The following is a 15758-nucleotide window of genomic DNA, read 5'->3' as shown; positions in this document are numbered from 1 at the left end:
ATGGCAGAAGTACATTTCGTCGGAGCAGGACCAGGAGATAAAGAATTAATCACACTAAAAGGATATCAATTATTAAAAAACGCCGATGTTGTTATATACGCTGGCTCACTTGTAAATCCGGAATTGCTAGAATACTGTAAACCGGACTGCGAAATCCATAATAGTGCCAGTATGAACTTAATAGAAATTATTGACTGTATGGAAGCGGGAGTAACAGCTGGAAAAGAAGTTGTTCGTCTGCAAACAGGAGACTTCTCTATTTACGGCTCGATTCGTGAACAAGTGGAGGAAATGAAAAAACGTTCGATTCCATTTACGTGTACGCCAGGTGTAAGTTCATTTCTTGGCGCGGCTAGCAGTTTTGGCGTTGAATATACGGTTCCCGAAGTTAGCCAGAGTGTGATTATTACTCGAATGGCTGGAAGAACGCCGGTACCGTCACGTGAGTCACTCAGATCTTACGCAGCTCACCAAACGTCCATGGTTATTTTCTTATCTGTTCAAGGTATCAGAAAAGTAGTCTCAGAACTTATCAAAGGTGGCTATAAACCAGAAACCCCAGCAGCTGTTATTTATAAAGCAACTTGGGCAGAAGAGAAAAAAGTAACTGGCACACTTAAAGACATCGCTGAAAAAGTGGCAGAAGCAGGAATTACTAAAACGGCCCTAATCATGGTTGGTGATTTTCTCGGCGAAGAGTTTTATTATTCTAAGCTATATGATAAGGATTTCAAACATGAATACAGATAAAATTGCCATTATCGCAGTTACTGAACGAGGGCGCGATTTAGCAATTTCATTAACAAAAACAGTACCAGGAACGGTCTTTGTCCCAGAAAAGCACCAGAATGAACAGACTGCTGTTTTAACGCCTAATTTTGGTACAGCAATGCGTGAAATTTTCACGACGCATCAGGCATTAATTTGTATTATGGCAACAGGTATTGCGGTGCGGACGCTTGCTCCAGTCATTCAAGATAAACTATCAGATCCGGCAGTAATTGTAATGGATGAATATGGTCAATTTATTATCAGCTTACTCTCTGGACATGTTGGTGGAGCAAATGAGTTAACGGAGCAAATTGCTGCAATTACTGGTGGTGCCGCAGTAATTACAACCGCTACTGATCGTGCAAATGTGGCAGCAATTGATAATATCGCCAAAGAAATCGACGGATATTTACCCGATTTTAAAGCGACGACTAAACGCATTAATGGCTTGCTCGCTGCTGGAAAAGAAGTCAGTTTGCACGTAGATGAGCCATTTGAAGTAGATTCACGAGGTTTTACAAATAAAGAAATTAGTCCACAAATTTTCATTTCGACCAAATACAATTTACCAGAAACAAAAATAGAAAGAATTCAGCTTGTACCAAGGAAGTTCGTGCTTGGTATTGGATGTCGAAAAGGCGTTTCAGCGGAAACAATGGAGGAAGTTTTCACCCATTTTTGTGAACAAGAAAACATACATCCGCGCGCTTTTCGTGAAATCCATAGCATTACATTGAAAGCAGAAGAACCAGCCATTTTGCAATTAGCGAAAAAGTGGAACATTCATTTTATTGTTCATTCCGCAGAAGAATTACAAACGGTAGCTGAAAAATATCCAACGTCAGAATTTGTTTTAAAAACCGTAAAAGTTGGAAATGTCGCTTTATCATCAGCAGATATTGGCAGTAATGGAAACGTCATTACGAAACGATTTGCCGAAAATGGCGTGACATTCGCAGCAGGAAAACTAATTAAAAATAATGAGGTGGCAAAATGATTTATGTAATCGGAATTGGCCCAGGAGATAAACGATTAATGACAGGTGAAGCACTAGAAGCAATAGCGGACGCAGATGTAATCGTTGGCTATGTAACATATATCAAACTAATCAAAGAATTAATTAAAGATAAAGAAGTAGTGAAAACAGGGATGCGCCGTGAAATCGATCGCTGCCAGGAAGCTGTAAATATCGCATTAACAGGAAAAAAAGTAGCCGTCGTTTCAAGCGGAGATGCTGGTATATACGGAATGGCTGGATTGGTTTTAGAACTAGCCGAAAAAAGTAACCCAGAGTTAGAAGTTAAAGTAATCCCAGGAATTACAGCTAGTATAGGGGCAGCAGCCGTTCTCGGGGCGCCAATCATGCACGATTTTTGCCATATTAGCTTAAGTGATTTAATGACACCATGGGAAGTAATCGAAAAGCGTTTAACACATGCTGCGATGGCCGATTTCGTTGTCTGTTTTTACAATCCGAGAAGTAAAGGGCGCGCCAATCATTTAGCCAATGCTTTTCAAAAGATGATGGAACACAAGTCACCAAAGACTGTCGTTGGAATTGTCAAAGATGTCGGTCGAAAAGAAGAACGAAAAATCATTACGACAATGGAAGATATTGACTATGAATTAGTGGATATGACAACGATGGTTATTGTCGGAAACAAAGAAACATACGTAAAAAACGGCAAAATGATTACACCTAGAGGATATTCTTTATGATTTTTGTGCTTGGAGGAACTTCTGATAGCTTGTTAATTAGTGACTGGCTAACGGAAACGAAACGACCATTTATTCTTTCAGTAGCAACAGATTACGGGGAAACTTTAGCTAAGCAACATGCGGAAAAGGTGTTTTGCGGTCGATTAGCCAAAGAAGCAATGCTCGCAAAATGGCAGTTAGAGCAAATCAAGCTTGTTATTGATGCCACTCATCCCTTTGCAACCATCGTTTCTGAAACGGCCATGGAAGCATGCAAAGAAGCGGGCATTCCATACATCCGCTTTGAGCGAACAAGCGAACAAACCGACAATACTTATTTAGTAGATGATATTAACGAAGCATGTAAAGTTGCTGCAAAACTAGGTCAACGAATTTTTCTTACAACAGGTAGCAAAAATTTACCTGAATTTGTGGCAGGGCTGGAAAAACAACATGTTATCGCTCGTATTTTACCAGTGTCTGATGTGATTCGTTCAGCAGAAGAACTTGGGCTCGTTGCCGACCAAATAATTGGCATGAAAGGTCCGTTCACTAAAGAAGCCAACCGCACACAGCTAGAAATGACACAAGCGGACGTATTAATTACTAAAGAAAGTGGAAAACAAGGCGGATTTCAAGAAAAACTCACGGCAGCAGCAGAATTAAATATTCCTGTTATCGTTATTCGCCGAAAAAAATTAAATTATCCAATCGAAATAAATCATTTAACCGAACTACCAGAAATTTTAACTCAATTGGAGGTCTACTAATGGGAAAAGTCATGTTAATTGGCGCAGGTCCTGGTGATGCACAACTTCTAACAGTAAAAGGATTAGCCGCACTTCAAAAAGCGGATGTTATAGTCTATGATCGCCTCGTTGAACCAGCGATGCTCCAAGAACGAAAAGCTAGTTGTAAACTAATTTATGTCGGAAAAGAACCATTACATCATCCAATCCCGCAAGATGAAATCGAACAAATTCTTGTAAGAGAAGCTGCAACAAATGAGCTAGTTGTTCGTTTAAAAGCAGGTGATCCGTATGTATTTGGGCGCGGCGGCGAGGAAGGAGAAACGCTTTATAAAGCAGGCATTCCGTTTGAAGTCATCCCGGGAATTACTTCAGCTATTGGAGGTCTTGCTTATGCGGGCATTCCGGTCACGCACCGTGATTTTGCTTCTAGTTTTCATGTGATTACAGGTCACTTGAAAAAAGGGCGCGATCCACTAGATTGGGAAGCACTTGCAAGACTCGAAGGTACACTCGTGTTTCTGATGGGAATGACAAACTTACCTAACATTTGCGCCAATCTACTAGCAAATGGACAAAAACCGGAAACAGGCGTGGCAATTGTACAGTGGGCATCGCGTGGTAAGCAATTAACCGTTACAGGAACTTTGCAAACAATCGAACAAAAAGTAGCAGAATCTGGTATTTCATCTCCTGCGCTTATCGTAGTTGGCGATGTGGTGAGCTTACGTCCACAGCTTAACTTTTTTGAAGAAATGCCACTTTTCCATACAAAAGTATTACTTCCAAGAGCACGCGCAGGTAAAAGTATGCTCGCTGAAAAAATTCGCGATTTAGGCGGAGAAGTAACGATGTATCCAAATATTCAAGTGCTGGATATTCTGCCAACAAAAACAAAAGCAGAATTATGTGAAACTAGCGAACTTCTTTTCACTTCAAAAGAGGCTGTAGAGCGCTTTTTCGATTATCTAGCAACACTTGAGTTGGATATTCGTTCCCTAAAAAATACCCATCTTACCGCTATCGGAAAACAAACGAAAGAAGCATTTAGTGAAAAAGGAATCATTCCAGATAGTTTTATTAAAAGACGGAGCACAGAACTAATTTTAGAGCATATAGCTCGCTTTCAAAAAAATACTAGCAACTTAATTATCGGTAGTGTTGTTGATACAGCAGAAGTTAGTACAATTTTATCTGAAGTGAAAACAACCGAAATGATGCCATTGTACGATATGCGTCCAGTGACAGAGCGCCCATTTGACCTCGAAAGTTTTGAACAAGTGTGCTTTTCCAGTTCTCGTTCAGTCCAAAATCTACTCGATGTACTAACAACCGAAGAAAAAGCGATTTTACAAACGAAAACGATTCTCTCAATTGGAAGATTCACAAGCGCAACCTTGCAGTCATTTGGCATTAATGAATTTGAAGAAGCTGAGAATGCTACACCAGAGAGCTTAATTGAACTAATTCAAAAAACAAAATTAGAAGGAGTACCACAATGAAAAAAGCCATATTAGTCGTTAGTTTTGGCACTAGTTATCCAGAAACAAGAGAAAAAACCATTGAAGCTTGTGAAAAAAGAGTGGCCCAAGAATTTCCTGAGTACACTGTATTTCGTGCTTTTACATCCAACAAAATTATTAAAAAACTAAAAACCCGCGATAACATGCACATTAACACACCAAGTCAGGCTTTAAACCAGCTAAAAGAATTAGGTTACAAAAAAGTCATTATTCAATCTCTACATATTATTAATGGCGGTGAATTTGAAAAAATTACAGCTCAAGTGGAAAAATTTAAAGCGGATTTTGATTCAATCATCATTAGTCAACCATTACTAGATTCTAAAGAAGATTACGAAAAAGCCATTGAAGCCATTCGCCACCAAATGCCTCCTTTGAAAGAAAATGAAGCATTGATTCTGATGGGCCACGGCTCCAAACACCATGCTTTCAGCGCGTATGCTTGCTTAGACCACATGCTTTTAAACGAACCGATTTATCTTTGTGCCGTAGAAAGTTATCCCGGCCTTGATCAAGTGATTGAACGATTAAAACAGGCAAAGATCAAAAAAGCCCATTTGATGCCGTTTATGCTTGTTGCAGGAGATCATGCCACAAATGATATGGCTTCAGATGACGAAGATTCTTGGAAGAGCATATTGGAGCAAGCTGGTATTGAAACCGAGTGCCACTTGCAAGGGCTAGGCGAAAACCCACTTATTCAAGCTCAATTTATCGATCATATCAAAGTAGCAACAGAAAGGGTGAACACGCGTGGCTAAATTTTACGGCATTGGCACAGGTCCAGGTGACAGCAAGCTAGTTACGATGGAAGCTGCTGATAGACTGGGGAAATTAGCGATTCTCTATACACCTCAATCTAAAAAAGGCGGAGAAAGTTTAGCAAAAAAAATCGTTAACCCATATTTAAAAAACACGCTTATCATCAAAGAACGTCATTTTCCAATGAGTTACAACAAAACAGAGAAAATGCAAGCTTGGAAAGAAATTGCCGAAGAAATCAAAACAGACGTTCAAAACGGACACGATGTTGGTTTCATTACCCTTGGCGATCCAATGGTCTATAGCACTTATAGTTATTTGCTAGAACTTTTAAAAGGTGAAATTGAAACAGTTACACTCGCAGGGATTTCATCATTTTCAAATATCGCCTCTAAATTAGAACTGCCTCTTGTAATGGACGAGGAAAGTTTTGCTGTAATCCCTGTAACAGCAGGAGCTGAAAAAATCGAACAAGCGCTCACATTATTTGACACTATTGTCTTAATGAAAGCAGCAAGCAATTTACCCCTTCTTACGACGTTACTAAAAAAACTGAATTTGCTTGATGCAGCTGTTGTAGTAAGTGATGTTGCCATGGCGACTGAAAAAATCACTTACGGCATGGGCGAGATAAATCCAGAAGAAAAAATGTCATATTTTACTACGATTATCGTGAAAAAAAGAAGGGAGCAATATAAATGAAAAAATTATGGAAGTTTCTACCATTTGTTTTAATCGGCGTTATTTATTTTACTTTAACGAATCCAGAATCCGCACATGCAATGCATATCATGGAGGGCTTTTTACCCGTTAAATGGGCAGTCTTTTGGCTAATTGTCTTTATCCCATTCCTTGTACTTGGTTTAATTCGTATTCGTAAATTAATCGCCTTAGATAAAAATAATAAATTACTGTTAGCACTATGCGCAGCCTTTATCTTCGTTCTTTCTGCACTTAAAATCCCGTCCGTTACAGGATCTTGCTCTCATCCGACAGGTGTTGGTCTTGCAACGGTTATGTTCGGACCGCTCGTTGTCAGTGTCCTTGGCGTGATTGTCTTACTTTTCCAAGCGCTACTTCTTGCACACGGCGGTATTACTACTCTTGGTGCAAACGCAATGTCGATGGCTGTTATCGGTCCAATGGTTGGTTTTGTCGTCTATAAACTAGCTCGTAAACTAAACTGTAATAAAAGTGTTTCGATTTTCTTATGTGCAATGACGGCAGATTTAGCAACATATCTCACCACAAGTGTCCAACTAGGGGTCGTTTTCCCAGATCCAGCATCAGGTATGATGGCTTCTATTCTAAAATTCATGGCAATTTTCTGTGTGACTCAAGTTCCAATCGCGATTGCAGAAGGCTTGCTCACTGTAGTTATGTACAATCTTATTAGCAAAAATTTACCAGAAAAGGTGGCACAATTACGATGAAAAAAATCAATATTAATATCATTTTAATTTTATTAGTAGTTTTGTTAATGGTGAGCCCGTTTTTCTTCAATAAAACAGGTGAGTACGGGGGATCAGACGGAGAAGCTGAAGCAGAAATCACTAAAATCGATCCAAGCTATGAACCGTGGTTTGAACCTCTTTATGAACCAAAAAGTGGCGAAATTGAAAGCTTATTATTTACGCTTCAAGGTTGTATCGGAACGGGAATTATTGCTTATGTCATTGGTGTGAGTCGTGGCAAGCGGAAAGCCGAAACTGATGCTAACCATTGATAAATACGCCTATCAAAACAGATGGATTGCTTTTTCACCATCAGCGAAAGCTTTATTTTATGTCGCGATTCTAATACTCGCGTTAACTGGCCCCGTGCTCGTACAAGCGATACTATTTTTATGCATGGTGCCACTGACGCTTTATGTTGTTAAAATCCACTTTAAACAATATTTGAAATGGCTCCTTTTACCATTTTCATTTCTATTATTTAGTTTGCTTTCGATTCTTATCTCAATTTCAAAAGATCCAAGTAGTTTTCTTGCTTCAATCTCTATTGGAAGTTTTTATCTTGGTATTTCTGACGTGACGATAACGACAGCAACTCAAGTTTTTTTTCGGAGTATCGCTTGCTTAGCGGCAACATATTTTTTCGTCTTAACTGTTCCCGTGGTACAATTAACGAAAGTGATGAAGCAAATTTTTATTCCAAAAGTGCTTATTGAACTAACGATTTTAATTTATCGATTTATCTTTATTTTCTTAGAAGAAGCGGCGGCGATTCGAAAAGCACAGAGCCTTCGTTTTGGTTATCACGGCATAAAAAATAGCTATCGTTCATTTGGAATGCTCGTAAATACTTTATTCAATCGCGTAATGAAAAGATATAATGAAATGGTTATAACACTTGATGTGAAGCTATATCAAGGAGAATTTCATATCTAGGAGGAAGCCAATTTGCTTAAAACAGAACATATTTCATTCCAATACGAAGATGGCAAACAAGCCTTAACGGATGTTTCAATCGATTTAGATAGAGGCAATATTATTGGCCTTATTGGTGCGAATGGCTCCGGGAAATCGACCCTTTTTATGCAGCTTTTAGGCATTAATAGGCCAACTTCAGGGACAGTTTATTTTGAAGGAAAACCACTTGCTTATAATAAAAAAGCATTATTTACTTTACGAAAAAAAGTAAGTATTGTTTTCCAAGACCCCGACCAACAAATTTTCTATTCTAATGTACGTGATGACGTGGCTTTTGCACTTAGAAACCTAGGTGTCAGTGAAATGGAAGTGGAGTCGCGAGTAACAAATGTACTAGAAACAGTTGGTGCGACAGAATTTCAACATAAACCTGTCCAATATTTAAGTTATGGTCAAAAAAAACGTGTCGCTATTGCCGGAGCGCTTGTTCTTGATACAGATTGGTTACTACTTGATGAACCAACAGCGGGACTAGATCCGATTGGTAAAAAAATTATGATGGAAATTATCGAACGTCTTGCAAAACAAGGAAAAAAGATTCTCATTTCAAGTCATGACATCGATTTGATTTATGAGATTTGCGATTATGTCTATATGTTAAAAGACGGAACAGTTTTAACAAGCGGGGAGACGAGCGAGGTTTTCTTAGAGAAAAGTCATATCGAACAAGCAGGGTTAGTACAGCCGTGGCTAATCAAATTACACCAACAAGCTGGCTACCCACTTTTCAAAAAAGAAGCCGATTTTTTCGCACATACGGGGAAGGTGATTAATTAATGGTAGAGCAAATAATGATTCAAGGTACCGCTTCCGATGCGGGGAAAAGTGTAATAGTTGCAGGTTTATGCCGCTTATTTAAAAATAAAGGCAAGCGAGTTGTGCCATTTAAATCGCAAAACATGTCACTCAATTCTTTTATTACCGCAACAGGTGATGAAATGGGACGTGCGCAAGTTTTCCAAGCTGAAGCAGCAGGGGTTTTTCCAGATGTTCGAATGAATCCCGTGTTACTTAAACCGACCAATGATCGTCAGTCGCAAGTAATTTTTATGGGAGCGATTTTAGATAATATGGATGCTGTTTCTTATCACGATTTTAAGCAAACACTTATCCCAAAAATTCAGGCAGTTTATCAGAGTTTAGCTGATGAAAATGATATTATTGTATTAGAAGGCGCCGGAAGCCCAGCCGAAATCAATTTGAATGACCGAGATATTGTCAATATGGGTATGGCTAAAATGGTCGACGCGCCTGTCGTGTTAGTTGCTGATATTGATAAAGGCGGCGTGTTTGCTTCGATTTATGGCACGATTATGCTTTTAAAAGAAGAAGAACGTGCGCGGCTTAAAGGAGTGATTATCAATAAATTTCGCGGTGATGTAGCACTTTTACAACCAGGCATTGAGATGATAGAAGAGCTGACAAACGTTCCTGTCATTGGCGTTATCCCTTATGCTAACCTACAACTAGAAGAAGAAGATAGTGTTTCACTCAGCGGGAAAAATTACGTTCTAGATAGTTCGGCGTTAATTGATATTGCCATTATTTGCTTGCCGCGTATTTCTAATTTTACAGACTTTCATATTCTAGAAATTCAACCTGACATCAGTGTGCGTTATATACGCAATTTAGCTGATTTTGGAAATCCAGATTTAGTCATTATTCCTGGTAGTAAAAACACGCTGGAAGATATGGCTTTTCTCGAACAATCAGGCCTGAAAAAAGCGATTCAAAACTATGCCGAAAATGCCGGGAAAGTAATTGGGATTTGCGGTGGCTACCAAATGCTCGGTAAAAGAATGCTTGACCCAAATCAAGTAGAAAGTGAAAAAGTAGAAATTGCGGGCCTTGGCTTATTAGATACGGAAACAATTTTTCTCGACCAAAAACGCACTACGCAAATTACTGGCGTGACATTTTCTTCGGAACCAGTCGAAGGATACGAAATCCATATGGGCCAAACTAAGCGCGGCGAGAATACTCAACCGTTTTGTAAAATTAAAGCAGTCAACGGTAACCAAGAAACACACGAGGACGGTGCCATCTCTGCGAACAAAAACATTATCGGCACATACATCCACGGTATTTTCGATAATGATATTTTCTTAGGAAATCTATTCAATGAACTGCTAACACAAAAAAACAAATCCATTTATCCACATGAAATTATCAAACTAAAAGAACATAAAGAAACGGAATATGATAAACTAGCGGCTCTTTTAGAAGCAAATATTCAAATGGATCAACTAGAAAAGATTATGAAAGGAGAAAAAATATGCGTATCTACACAAAAACCGGCGATAAAGGAATGACAAGAATTATCGGGGGGAGCAAAGTAAGTAAAGATAATATACGAATTAATGCATATGGTACACTCGACGAACTCAATTCGCTTATCGGTTATACCATTACAACCCTTGGAAATGAGCCCGAAATCCAAGCGGAACTTGAGCAAATCCAACAACAATTATTCGATGCAGGAGGCGACCTTGCAACAGAAGAAGGTAAGCGCGATTATAAACTGACAGACGAACCAGTTGCTTGGCTAGAAGACCGCATTGATATTTATGCCGACGAACCACCTGAAATTGAAAAATTCATTTTGCCAGGCGGTACTCAAGCAGCTTCTTTACTTCATATGGCTAGAACAGTGGCAAGAAGAGCAGAACGAGAAATTGTTGGTATGCTAAAAATCGCCTCCACTAACCAAGAAGTATTAAAATATGTAAATCGCTTATCTGATTACTTTTTCGCTGTTGCCAGAGTCGTGAATTACCGCGCAGGCGAAACCGATATTTTCTACAAAAATTCCGAACTAGTTTTTCGAAATAAAAAGAAATAACAAAAAAACCTCTCCAGACATTCTAGCCGGAGAGGTTTTCTTTATTAAAAGCGTTGAATTAAAAATACACCAATAAGCATTAATAAAACACCAATCATTCGATAACGGTTAATTGGATGAGGAATAACCCCGAAAAAACCAAAATGATCAATAATAAGTGCGATAATCATTTGCCCACAAAGTGCTAAAACTACTGTCATAGCAGAGCCAAGTAATGGTAAAAGTAAAATGTTAGAAGTTACAAATAATACTCCAAGTGCGCCACCAGTGAATACCCACCAAGGAATTCGACCGACCCCTTTTAGCTGAAAAGTCAAACGACGCTCCACAATTAAACAAACAAGCGTAAGTAGCGTGGTCCCAACTAAAAAGGAAATAAATGATGCTACAAAAGGAGAACCGACAGTGAGCCGAAGTTGGCTATTAATCGATGTTTGAATCGGTGAAAGTAGTCCAGAAACAAGTCCCATTGCCATAAATAGTAATAATGATTTGGATGATCTTTTTGTCATGATTTCTCCTCCTTTTAAAATCGTTGCATCAAGTAAATGCCGCCGAACATTAAAATAACACCAAGCAGTCGTTCGATGTTAATCTCATGCATCGGAACTTGAAATAAACCAAAGTTATCAATTACAATAGCCATAATCATTTGTCCACATACTGTAATCATTACTAGTAGTGCAGAGCCCAGACGTGGTAAAAGTAAAATATTAGCTGTTAAGAAAATAACGCCTAATGTTCCACCGCCAACCCATATATACCAAGGATTTGAGGCAATCATTTCTGAAGATATTGGCCATGATTTTTGTGTAAATAAACAAACAATAAGTAAAACAGTCGTCCCTACCATAAAAGAAACCCACGAAGCTAAAAACGGTGATTTCGTATATGTACTAAGTCGTGTATTGATGGCTGTTTGAACGGGTAATACCATCCCCGCCAGTAGACCTGATACAATAAATAATATAATCAAAAATTTCCCTCCCTTTTATCACAATGAGATAATTATAAAATAAAAGAGGGGTAAAAAGATAGTATTTAATTTAAAGCGAGGTGTTTTTATGAAAATCCGAATAATCGGATCTGTTGGAAGCGGCAAAACCACTTTAGCAAAAAAAGTTTCCAAGTGGCTACAAATAGATTTTTTTGAAACAGACCGAATTGTATGGAAAAGAGAAGAAACGGAAGTGAGACGAAGCGATTCAGAAAAAATAGCCGAGTTAAATGCAATTCTCCAGAAGGATAACTGGATTATCGAAGGCGTGCATTTAGAAGCCTGGACAGAAGAGAGCATTTCACAAGCCGACGTTATTATTTACCTTGATTTACCTAAAAAACAAATCCGCTCTCAGCTTATAAAACGCCAATTCAAACAATTACTACGAATCGAAAAAGCGCACTACGTAGTCCGATTCAGCATGTTAAAGAAAATGTTTTACTGGGATGATTTATTTGATCAAAGAACTAAACCATTAGTGAACGAAAAAATAAATCAACATCCAGCTAAATGGTTAATTATTAAAGAAAATCTAGCGTTTCATGAAATTCAACAAAAAATATTGCAAATTATATCGAGCCGTGATATATTATGAGTATCAAATACATCGAGGTGCGATATAATTATGGATGAAAAACTACGAAAAACCTATCTTCCCATGACTGAAACTGCCTTTTACATATTACTTTCGCTAGTTAAACCGAAGCACGGTTACGCGATAATTGAAAATGTTGCCCAAATGACCAATGAGCGGATTAAACTTGGACCAGGAACTATTTACGGTAGTTTATCCAAAATGAACAAAGACAATTTAATCCAAATCATCCAAGAGGAGAGCAACCGAAAAATCTATCAAATTACAGAAATCGGTGCCGAGGTTTTGCAGCTAGAAAAAACACGTATAGAAGAATTGTATAGAAATTCAAGGGAGGTTTAATCATGGAGAAAAAAGTCTTAAAGTTTTTTACTGTAGATAATATGGAAAAAGAAGAAGCCTATTTAAACGAAATGGCTCAAAAAGGCTGGTTATTTAAAGAATATAAATCTTTTAGATACCATTTTGAAAAAGGGGAACCGAACAAATATCGCTATGCCATTGATTATAAAGTGAATCAAGGCGACGAAGCATCGTATAAAGCACTCTTTGCTGATGCTGGTTGGGATAATGTATTCTGCTATCCAATATTAAATGGTAATTGGATGTATTTCCGAAAACTACAGGCCGAAGAAGCGGGAAGCGAAACGATATTCTCGGATGAAGTATCATATATTCATTTATATCGAAGTATTCGGAAACGCTGGACGATTTTTGGCATATTAATGAGTATTCTTTTATTGCTGGATTTATTTTTCCTAAACAATGCTGGAAGTTATCAAGTAATTACTATTTTCATTTTTATTCTATTTATTATTCTCATCGGTTTGTACGGAAAGATGTTTATCCAATTAACGAGGAAAATAAATAAATTTGCGAACAAAAATCTATAAAACAGAATGTAAGATAATTATGATGGCGTCAACTAAACCATTTTATAATAGAAGAAACTCGCATTTTTTTAAAATCATCCCATTTAATCCTGAACTTATATGACTAAATGATGGCAAATGTTACAAAATGAAGAACAAACGTTATCAAAGAAAATTAAATTGAATCTATAACTAACTTTTTGCCTTATCATAAAATGTTAAAGATTTCTTAAAAGACATTTAGATGGATTGCAATTGTGTTCAAATTAACGTATTCTAAAAGCATCAAGGGATTCGGAGACAGAAAGGCGTGACGACATCTGAAGTATAGAAAATTATCCAAAAAGAAAAAACAAAAAAGGCTAATTGGGATAGCAGGGATTTTACTGCTGATTATTCTAGTAGGTGTCATAGCATCTGTAGTCAGACAACAATATTTAATTATGACAGCACCGAAACCGGACCCAGCATTCCATTCAAAAGAGCAGAACTTTCTCAATGAACTTTCTCCTCGTGCACAAGAAATTCAAGCAGAACACGGCATTTTAACGAGTATTACTTTAGCACAAGCTATCCTCGAATCTAACTGGGGTAAAAGCGATTTAGCACAACAAGGTAATAATTTGTTTGGTGTAAAAGGCAAAGCTCCACAACCGATGGTAAACATGACGACAAAAGAATTTGTAGACGGAAAATGGATTGAAATCAAAGCCAACTTCCGAAAATACAAAGATTGGAATGAATCATTAGAAGCACACGCAGAACTCTTTTTAAAAGGAACTTCCTGGAATAAAGATAAATATAATGGCGTGATCAAAGCCGATGATTATAAAAAAGCTGCAGAAGAATTACAAACAGCAGGCTATGCAACCGATCCAGGTTATGCAGAGAAGTTAATCAATATTATCGAAAAATATGACTTAGCTTTATATGATCGTATAGATGATAAGATATACTACGATGCAAAATCAACTGGTTATGGCAACGTAAAAAAAGACGTTTCTGGAGCAATTTGGACAAGGCCATATGGACTATCTGGAGCGCAAAAAGTAGAAGAAATTAACTACTACAAACGAGAAGATTTGAAACTTTTACGAGAAGCAAAGACAGATAGTGGCGTTTGGTATCAAATTTCCGTGAAAAATGATCCAATTGGTTGGGTAAAACAAGAATTAATCGATAAAAAATAAGAAATAACCGAAAAAGAGCTAAAATGACTTGTCTTATTTGTAGGCAAAAAGTCCTTTTGAAGCTCTTTTTCTTTTTTATTTTCATAACAGCGACCTCTCAAAAGGATTACTATTCAATAGCTAAAGGCCTTTTGTAACATAAGTAATGTAAAAGTAATGTGTATTACAAAGAAGTTTTGTTAGAATGAAGTGGTTGTTTTAAAGAACACACGTTTCTGACTAAATTTATAGTTAGATGGATATTTCAAAGAAGGATGTGCAATAAATCATTATGTTACAACTCGCAAAGAAGCATTTGGTGACAATTGGTCTTGGAATTACAATTACATTATGTGCAGTACCAATACACTCCCAAGCTGCTGGTCTAGAGGACGGCTTAACTTCCAAGCAAGAGAGGTTTATTAATGAAATTGCGCCGCATGCTCAAAAAGTGCAAAGAGAACATGGTATTTTAGCAAGTATCACTATTTCGCAAGCTATACTAGAATCCAATTGGGGAGAAAGTATGCTAGCAAAAGATGGCAATAATTTATTTGGAATTAAAGGTTCTTATAATGGAGCCTCTATTAAATTACCAACCAAAGAACACAATGGTCTTGTTTGGGTTGGTACCGATGCTAATTTCCGCGCATACCCGGGTTGGTATGAATCGATGAATGACCACGCACTTTTATTTGTCAATGGCCCATCATGGAACCCTCATTTATACGGGGGCTTAATCAAAGAATATAACTTTGAAAAAGCGGCTATTGCACTTGGAAAAACTGGCTATTCGTCTGATCCAGAGTATGCAGCAAAATTAATCGACCTAATTAAAAAAGCAAATTTAGATAAATATGATACAGTTTATAGTGAACGAGTATCTGATAAAGCAATCAAAGCTGCTGGTGAAGTAGCTATAAAAGATAATTCCTTTATTTGGTCCGCGCCAGGTGGAACAAAAGGAGCAAATCCAGTCGAAAAAACAACCAAATATTTTGGACATCAAGTTTCTATTAATAGAGAAGTTAAAGTAACGGATTCCAATATTTCTTGGTATCACATTCATCATAATGGCGATTCTATCGGTTGGATTGAAAGCACCTCTATAAAAAAATTCTATCAATTAGAAGATTATGCTCCAACGCGCGACGCTTTACTTAAAACAGATGATCAAAATCGTTTAGTAATTAATATGGATATTGATACATCAGAACTGCACAAACCTACAATAGCTAAGGAAGACACAAAGGGCAAAACTGCACTTAATCTACCTTTATTAAACGTTCAGTCAATTGCTTGGTAAGTAAAACGCAAAAAAAGTCGAATAGCTGTTTCGGCTTTT

Annotated in this window: 20 protein-coding genes; 18 read left to right on the top strand and 2 right to left on the bottom strand. The window is 37.6% G+C overall.

Annotation, left to right across the window (positions count from 1 at the left end):
* From OC533_RS02500 to OC533_RS02440, 13 genes are all read left to right on the top strand, one after another.
* Complete coding sequence (locus tag OC533_RS02500) at nt 1–750, top strand: cobalt-precorrin-4 methyltransferase (protein WP_003761825.1); 750 nt, start codon at nt 1–3, stop codon at nt 748–750.
* Nucleotides 737–1768, top strand: a complete 1032-nt coding sequence (cbiG, locus tag OC533_RS02495) for a cobalt-precorrin 5A hydrolase (RefSeq protein ID WP_194323399.1) — start codon at nt 737–739, stop codon at nt 1766–1768. Before OC533_RS02500 ends, cbiG begins: the two co-directional genes overlap by 14 nt.
* Nucleotides 1765–2490 (top strand): precorrin-3B C(17)-methyltransferase, encoded by a 726-nt coding sequence (gene cobJ, locus OC533_RS02490; RefSeq protein WP_003761829.1) that lies wholly within the window; start codon nt 1765–1767, stop codon nt 2488–2490. Before cbiG ends, cobJ begins: the two co-directional genes overlap by 4 nt.
* Nucleotides 2487–3239 carry a precorrin-6A reductase gene (cobK, locus tag OC533_RS02485; protein WP_003761832.1) on the top strand — a complete coding sequence of 251 codons (753 nt, stop codon included), beginning with the start codon at nt 2487–2489 and terminating at the stop codon, nt 3237–3239. Before cobJ ends, cobK begins: the two co-directional genes overlap by 4 nt.
* Nucleotides 3239–4720, top strand: coding sequence for a uroporphyrinogen-III C-methyltransferase (cobA, locus tag OC533_RS02480; RefSeq protein ID WP_194323400.1), 1482 nt, complete (start codon nt 3239–3241; stop codon nt 4718–4720). The genes cobK and cobA overlap by 1 nt, the downstream gene beginning before the upstream one ends.
* Complete coding sequence (locus tag OC533_RS02475) at nt 4717–5502, top strand: sirohydrochlorin cobaltochelatase (RefSeq protein WP_262265219.1); 786 nt, start codon at nt 4717–4719, stop codon at nt 5500–5502. Before cobA ends, OC533_RS02475 begins: the two co-directional genes overlap by 4 nt.
* Nucleotides 5495–6205, top strand: coding sequence for a cobalt-factor II C(20)-methyltransferase (locus tag OC533_RS02470; protein WP_003761835.1), 711 nt, complete (start codon nt 5495–5497; stop codon nt 6203–6205). Before OC533_RS02475 ends, OC533_RS02470 begins: the two co-directional genes overlap by 8 nt.
* Before the next feature lie 80 nt (nt 6206–6285).
* Nucleotides 6286–6936, top strand: a complete 651-nt coding sequence (locus OC533_RS02465; protein ID WP_010990808.1) for an energy-coupling factor ABC transporter permease — start codon at nt 6286–6288, stop codon at nt 6934–6936.
* Nucleotides 6933–7229, top strand: coding sequence for an energy-coupling factor ABC transporter substrate-binding protein (locus OC533_RS02460; protein ID WP_185482141.1), 297 nt, complete (start codon nt 6933–6935; stop codon nt 7227–7229). The genes OC533_RS02465 and OC533_RS02460 overlap by 4 nt, the downstream gene beginning before the upstream one ends.
* Nucleotides 7216–7893, top strand: coding sequence for an energy-coupling factor ABC transporter transmembrane protein (locus OC533_RS02455; protein ID WP_045553361.1), 678 nt, complete (start codon nt 7216–7218; stop codon nt 7891–7893). Before OC533_RS02460 ends, OC533_RS02455 begins: the two co-directional genes overlap by 14 nt.
* Nucleotides 7894–7905: 12 nt before the next feature.
* Nucleotides 7906–8712: an ATP-binding cassette domain-containing protein gene (locus OC533_RS02450; protein ID WP_070753278.1), complete on the top strand. Its 807-nt coding sequence runs from the start codon at nt 7906–7908 to the stop codon at nt 8710–8712.
* Nucleotides 8712–10247 carry a cobyric acid synthase gene (locus OC533_RS02445; protein WP_194323401.1) on the top strand — a complete coding sequence of 512 codons (1536 nt, stop codon included), beginning with the start codon at nt 8712–8714 and terminating at the stop codon, nt 10245–10247. The genes OC533_RS02450 and OC533_RS02445 overlap by 1 nt, the downstream gene beginning before the upstream one ends.
* A complete protein-coding gene (locus tag OC533_RS02440) occupies nt 10211–10777 on the top strand; it encodes a cob(I)yrinic acid a,c-diamide adenosyltransferase (protein ID WP_003766573.1) in 567 nt (188 codons plus the stop codon). Before OC533_RS02445 ends, OC533_RS02440 begins: the two co-directional genes overlap by 37 nt.
* A gap of 44 nt (nt 10778–10821) precedes the next feature.
* Here the strand turns inward: OC533_RS02440 and OC533_RS02435 are convergent, their stop codons facing one another.
* Nucleotides 10822–11289 carry a DMT family transporter gene (locus OC533_RS02435; RefSeq protein ID WP_003729724.1) on the bottom strand — a complete coding sequence of 156 codons (468 nt, stop codon included), beginning with the start codon at nt 11287–11289 and terminating at the stop codon, nt 10822–10824.
* A 14-nt stretch (nt 11290–11303) separates the two neighbouring features.
* Nucleotides 11304–11753: a DMT family transporter gene (locus OC533_RS02430; RefSeq protein ID WP_003761842.1), complete on the bottom strand. Its 450-nt coding sequence runs from the start codon at nt 11751–11753 to the stop codon at nt 11304–11306.
* An 88-nt stretch (nt 11754–11841) separates the two neighbouring features.
* Here OC533_RS02430 and OC533_RS02425 point away from each other — a divergent pair, with 88 nt between their 5' ends.
* From OC533_RS02425 to OC533_RS02405, 5 genes are all read left to right on the top strand, one after another.
* Complete coding sequence (locus tag OC533_RS02425) at nt 11842–12372, top strand: shikimate kinase (protein ID WP_194323402.1); 531 nt, start codon at nt 11842–11844, stop codon at nt 12370–12372.
* Nucleotides 12373–12402: 30 nt separating this feature from the next.
* Nucleotides 12403–12714, top strand: coding sequence for a PadR family transcriptional regulator (locus tag OC533_RS02420; RefSeq protein ID WP_010990811.1), 312 nt, complete (start codon nt 12403–12405; stop codon nt 12712–12714).
* A gap of 2 nt (nt 12715–12716) precedes the next feature.
* Nucleotides 12717–13265, top strand: a complete 549-nt coding sequence (locus tag OC533_RS02415; protein WP_194322296.1) for a DUF2812 domain-containing protein — start codon at nt 12717–12719, stop codon at nt 13263–13265.
* A 299-nt stretch (nt 13266–13564) separates the two neighbouring features.
* On the top strand, nt 13565–14434 hold the full coding sequence (locus OC533_RS02410) for a glucosaminidase domain-containing protein (protein ID WP_194323547.1): 870 nt from the start codon (nt 13565–13567) through the stop codon (nt 14432–14434).
* A 298-nt stretch (nt 14435–14732) separates the two neighbouring features.
* The gene (locus OC533_RS02405; RefSeq protein ID WP_003761849.1) at nt 14733–15719 is read left to right on the top strand and encodes a glucosaminidase domain-containing protein; all 987 of its coding nucleotides are present in this window, start codon (nt 14733–14735) and stop codon (nt 15717–15719) included.
* Nucleotides 15720–15758: the final 39 nt, after the last annotated feature.

Origin of the sequence: Listeria sp. Marseille-Q6474, from assembly GCF_946902005.1 — a bacterium.
GTDB classification, from domain to species: domain Bacteria; phylum Bacillota; class Bacilli; order Lactobacillales; family Listeriaceae; genus Listeria; species Listeria innocua.
Note: the sequence above shows the minus strand (reverse complement) of the source record. Positions and strands in the feature narration are given on the sequence as shown.

Excerpts from the sequence above, each read along its gene's own strand:
- OC533_RS02500 (WP_003761825.1), top strand. The coding sequence starts at position 1 with ATGGCAGAAGTACATTTCGTCGGAGCAGGACCAGGAGATAAAGAATTA.
- cbiG (WP_194323399.1), top strand. The coding sequence starts at position 737 with ATGAATACAGATAAAATTGCCATTATCGCAGTTACTGAACGAGGGCGC.
- cobJ (WP_003761829.1), top strand. The coding sequence starts at position 1,765 with ATGATTTATGTAATCGGAATTGGCCCAGGAGATAAACGATTAATGACA.
- cobK (WP_003761832.1), top strand. The coding sequence starts at position 2,487 with ATGATTTTTGTGCTTGGAGGAACTTCTGATAGCTTGTTAATTAGTGAC.
- cobA (WP_194323400.1), top strand. The coding sequence starts at position 3,239 with ATGGGAAAAGTCATGTTAATTGGCGCAGGTCCTGGTGATGCACAACTT.
- OC533_RS02475 (WP_262265219.1), top strand. The coding sequence starts at position 4,717 with ATGAAAAAAGCCATATTAGTCGTTAGTTTTGGCACTAGTTATCCAGAA.
- OC533_RS02465 (WP_010990808.1), top strand. The coding sequence starts at position 6,286 with ATGCATATCATGGAGGGCTTTTTACCCGTTAAATGGGCAGTCTTTTGG.
- OC533_RS02460 (WP_185482141.1), top strand. The coding sequence starts at position 6,933 with ATGAAAAAAATCAATATTAATATCATTTTAATTTTATTAGTAGTTTTG.
- OC533_RS02455 (WP_045553361.1), top strand. The coding sequence starts at position 7,216 with ATGCTAACCATTGATAAATACGCCTATCAAAACAGATGGATTGCTTTT.
- OC533_RS02445 (WP_194323401.1), top strand. The coding sequence starts at position 8,712 with ATGGTAGAGCAAATAATGATTCAAGGTACCGCTTCCGATGCGGGGAAA.
- OC533_RS02440 (WP_003766573.1), top strand. The coding sequence starts at position 10,211 with ATGCGTATCTACACAAAAACCGGCGATAAAGGAATGACAAGAATTATC.
- OC533_RS02435 (WP_003729724.1), bottom strand. The coding sequence starts at position 11,289 with ATGACAAAAAGATCATCCAAATCATTATTACTATTTATGGCAATGGGA.
- OC533_RS02425 (WP_194323402.1), top strand. The coding sequence starts at position 11,842 with ATGAAAATCCGAATAATCGGATCTGTTGGAAGCGGCAAAACCACTTTA.
- OC533_RS02420 (WP_010990811.1), top strand. The coding sequence starts at position 12,403 with ATGGATGAAAAACTACGAAAAACCTATCTTCCCATGACTGAAACTGCC.
- OC533_RS02415 (WP_194322296.1), top strand. The coding sequence starts at position 12,717 with ATGGAGAAAAAAGTCTTAAAGTTTTTTACTGTAGATAATATGGAAAAA.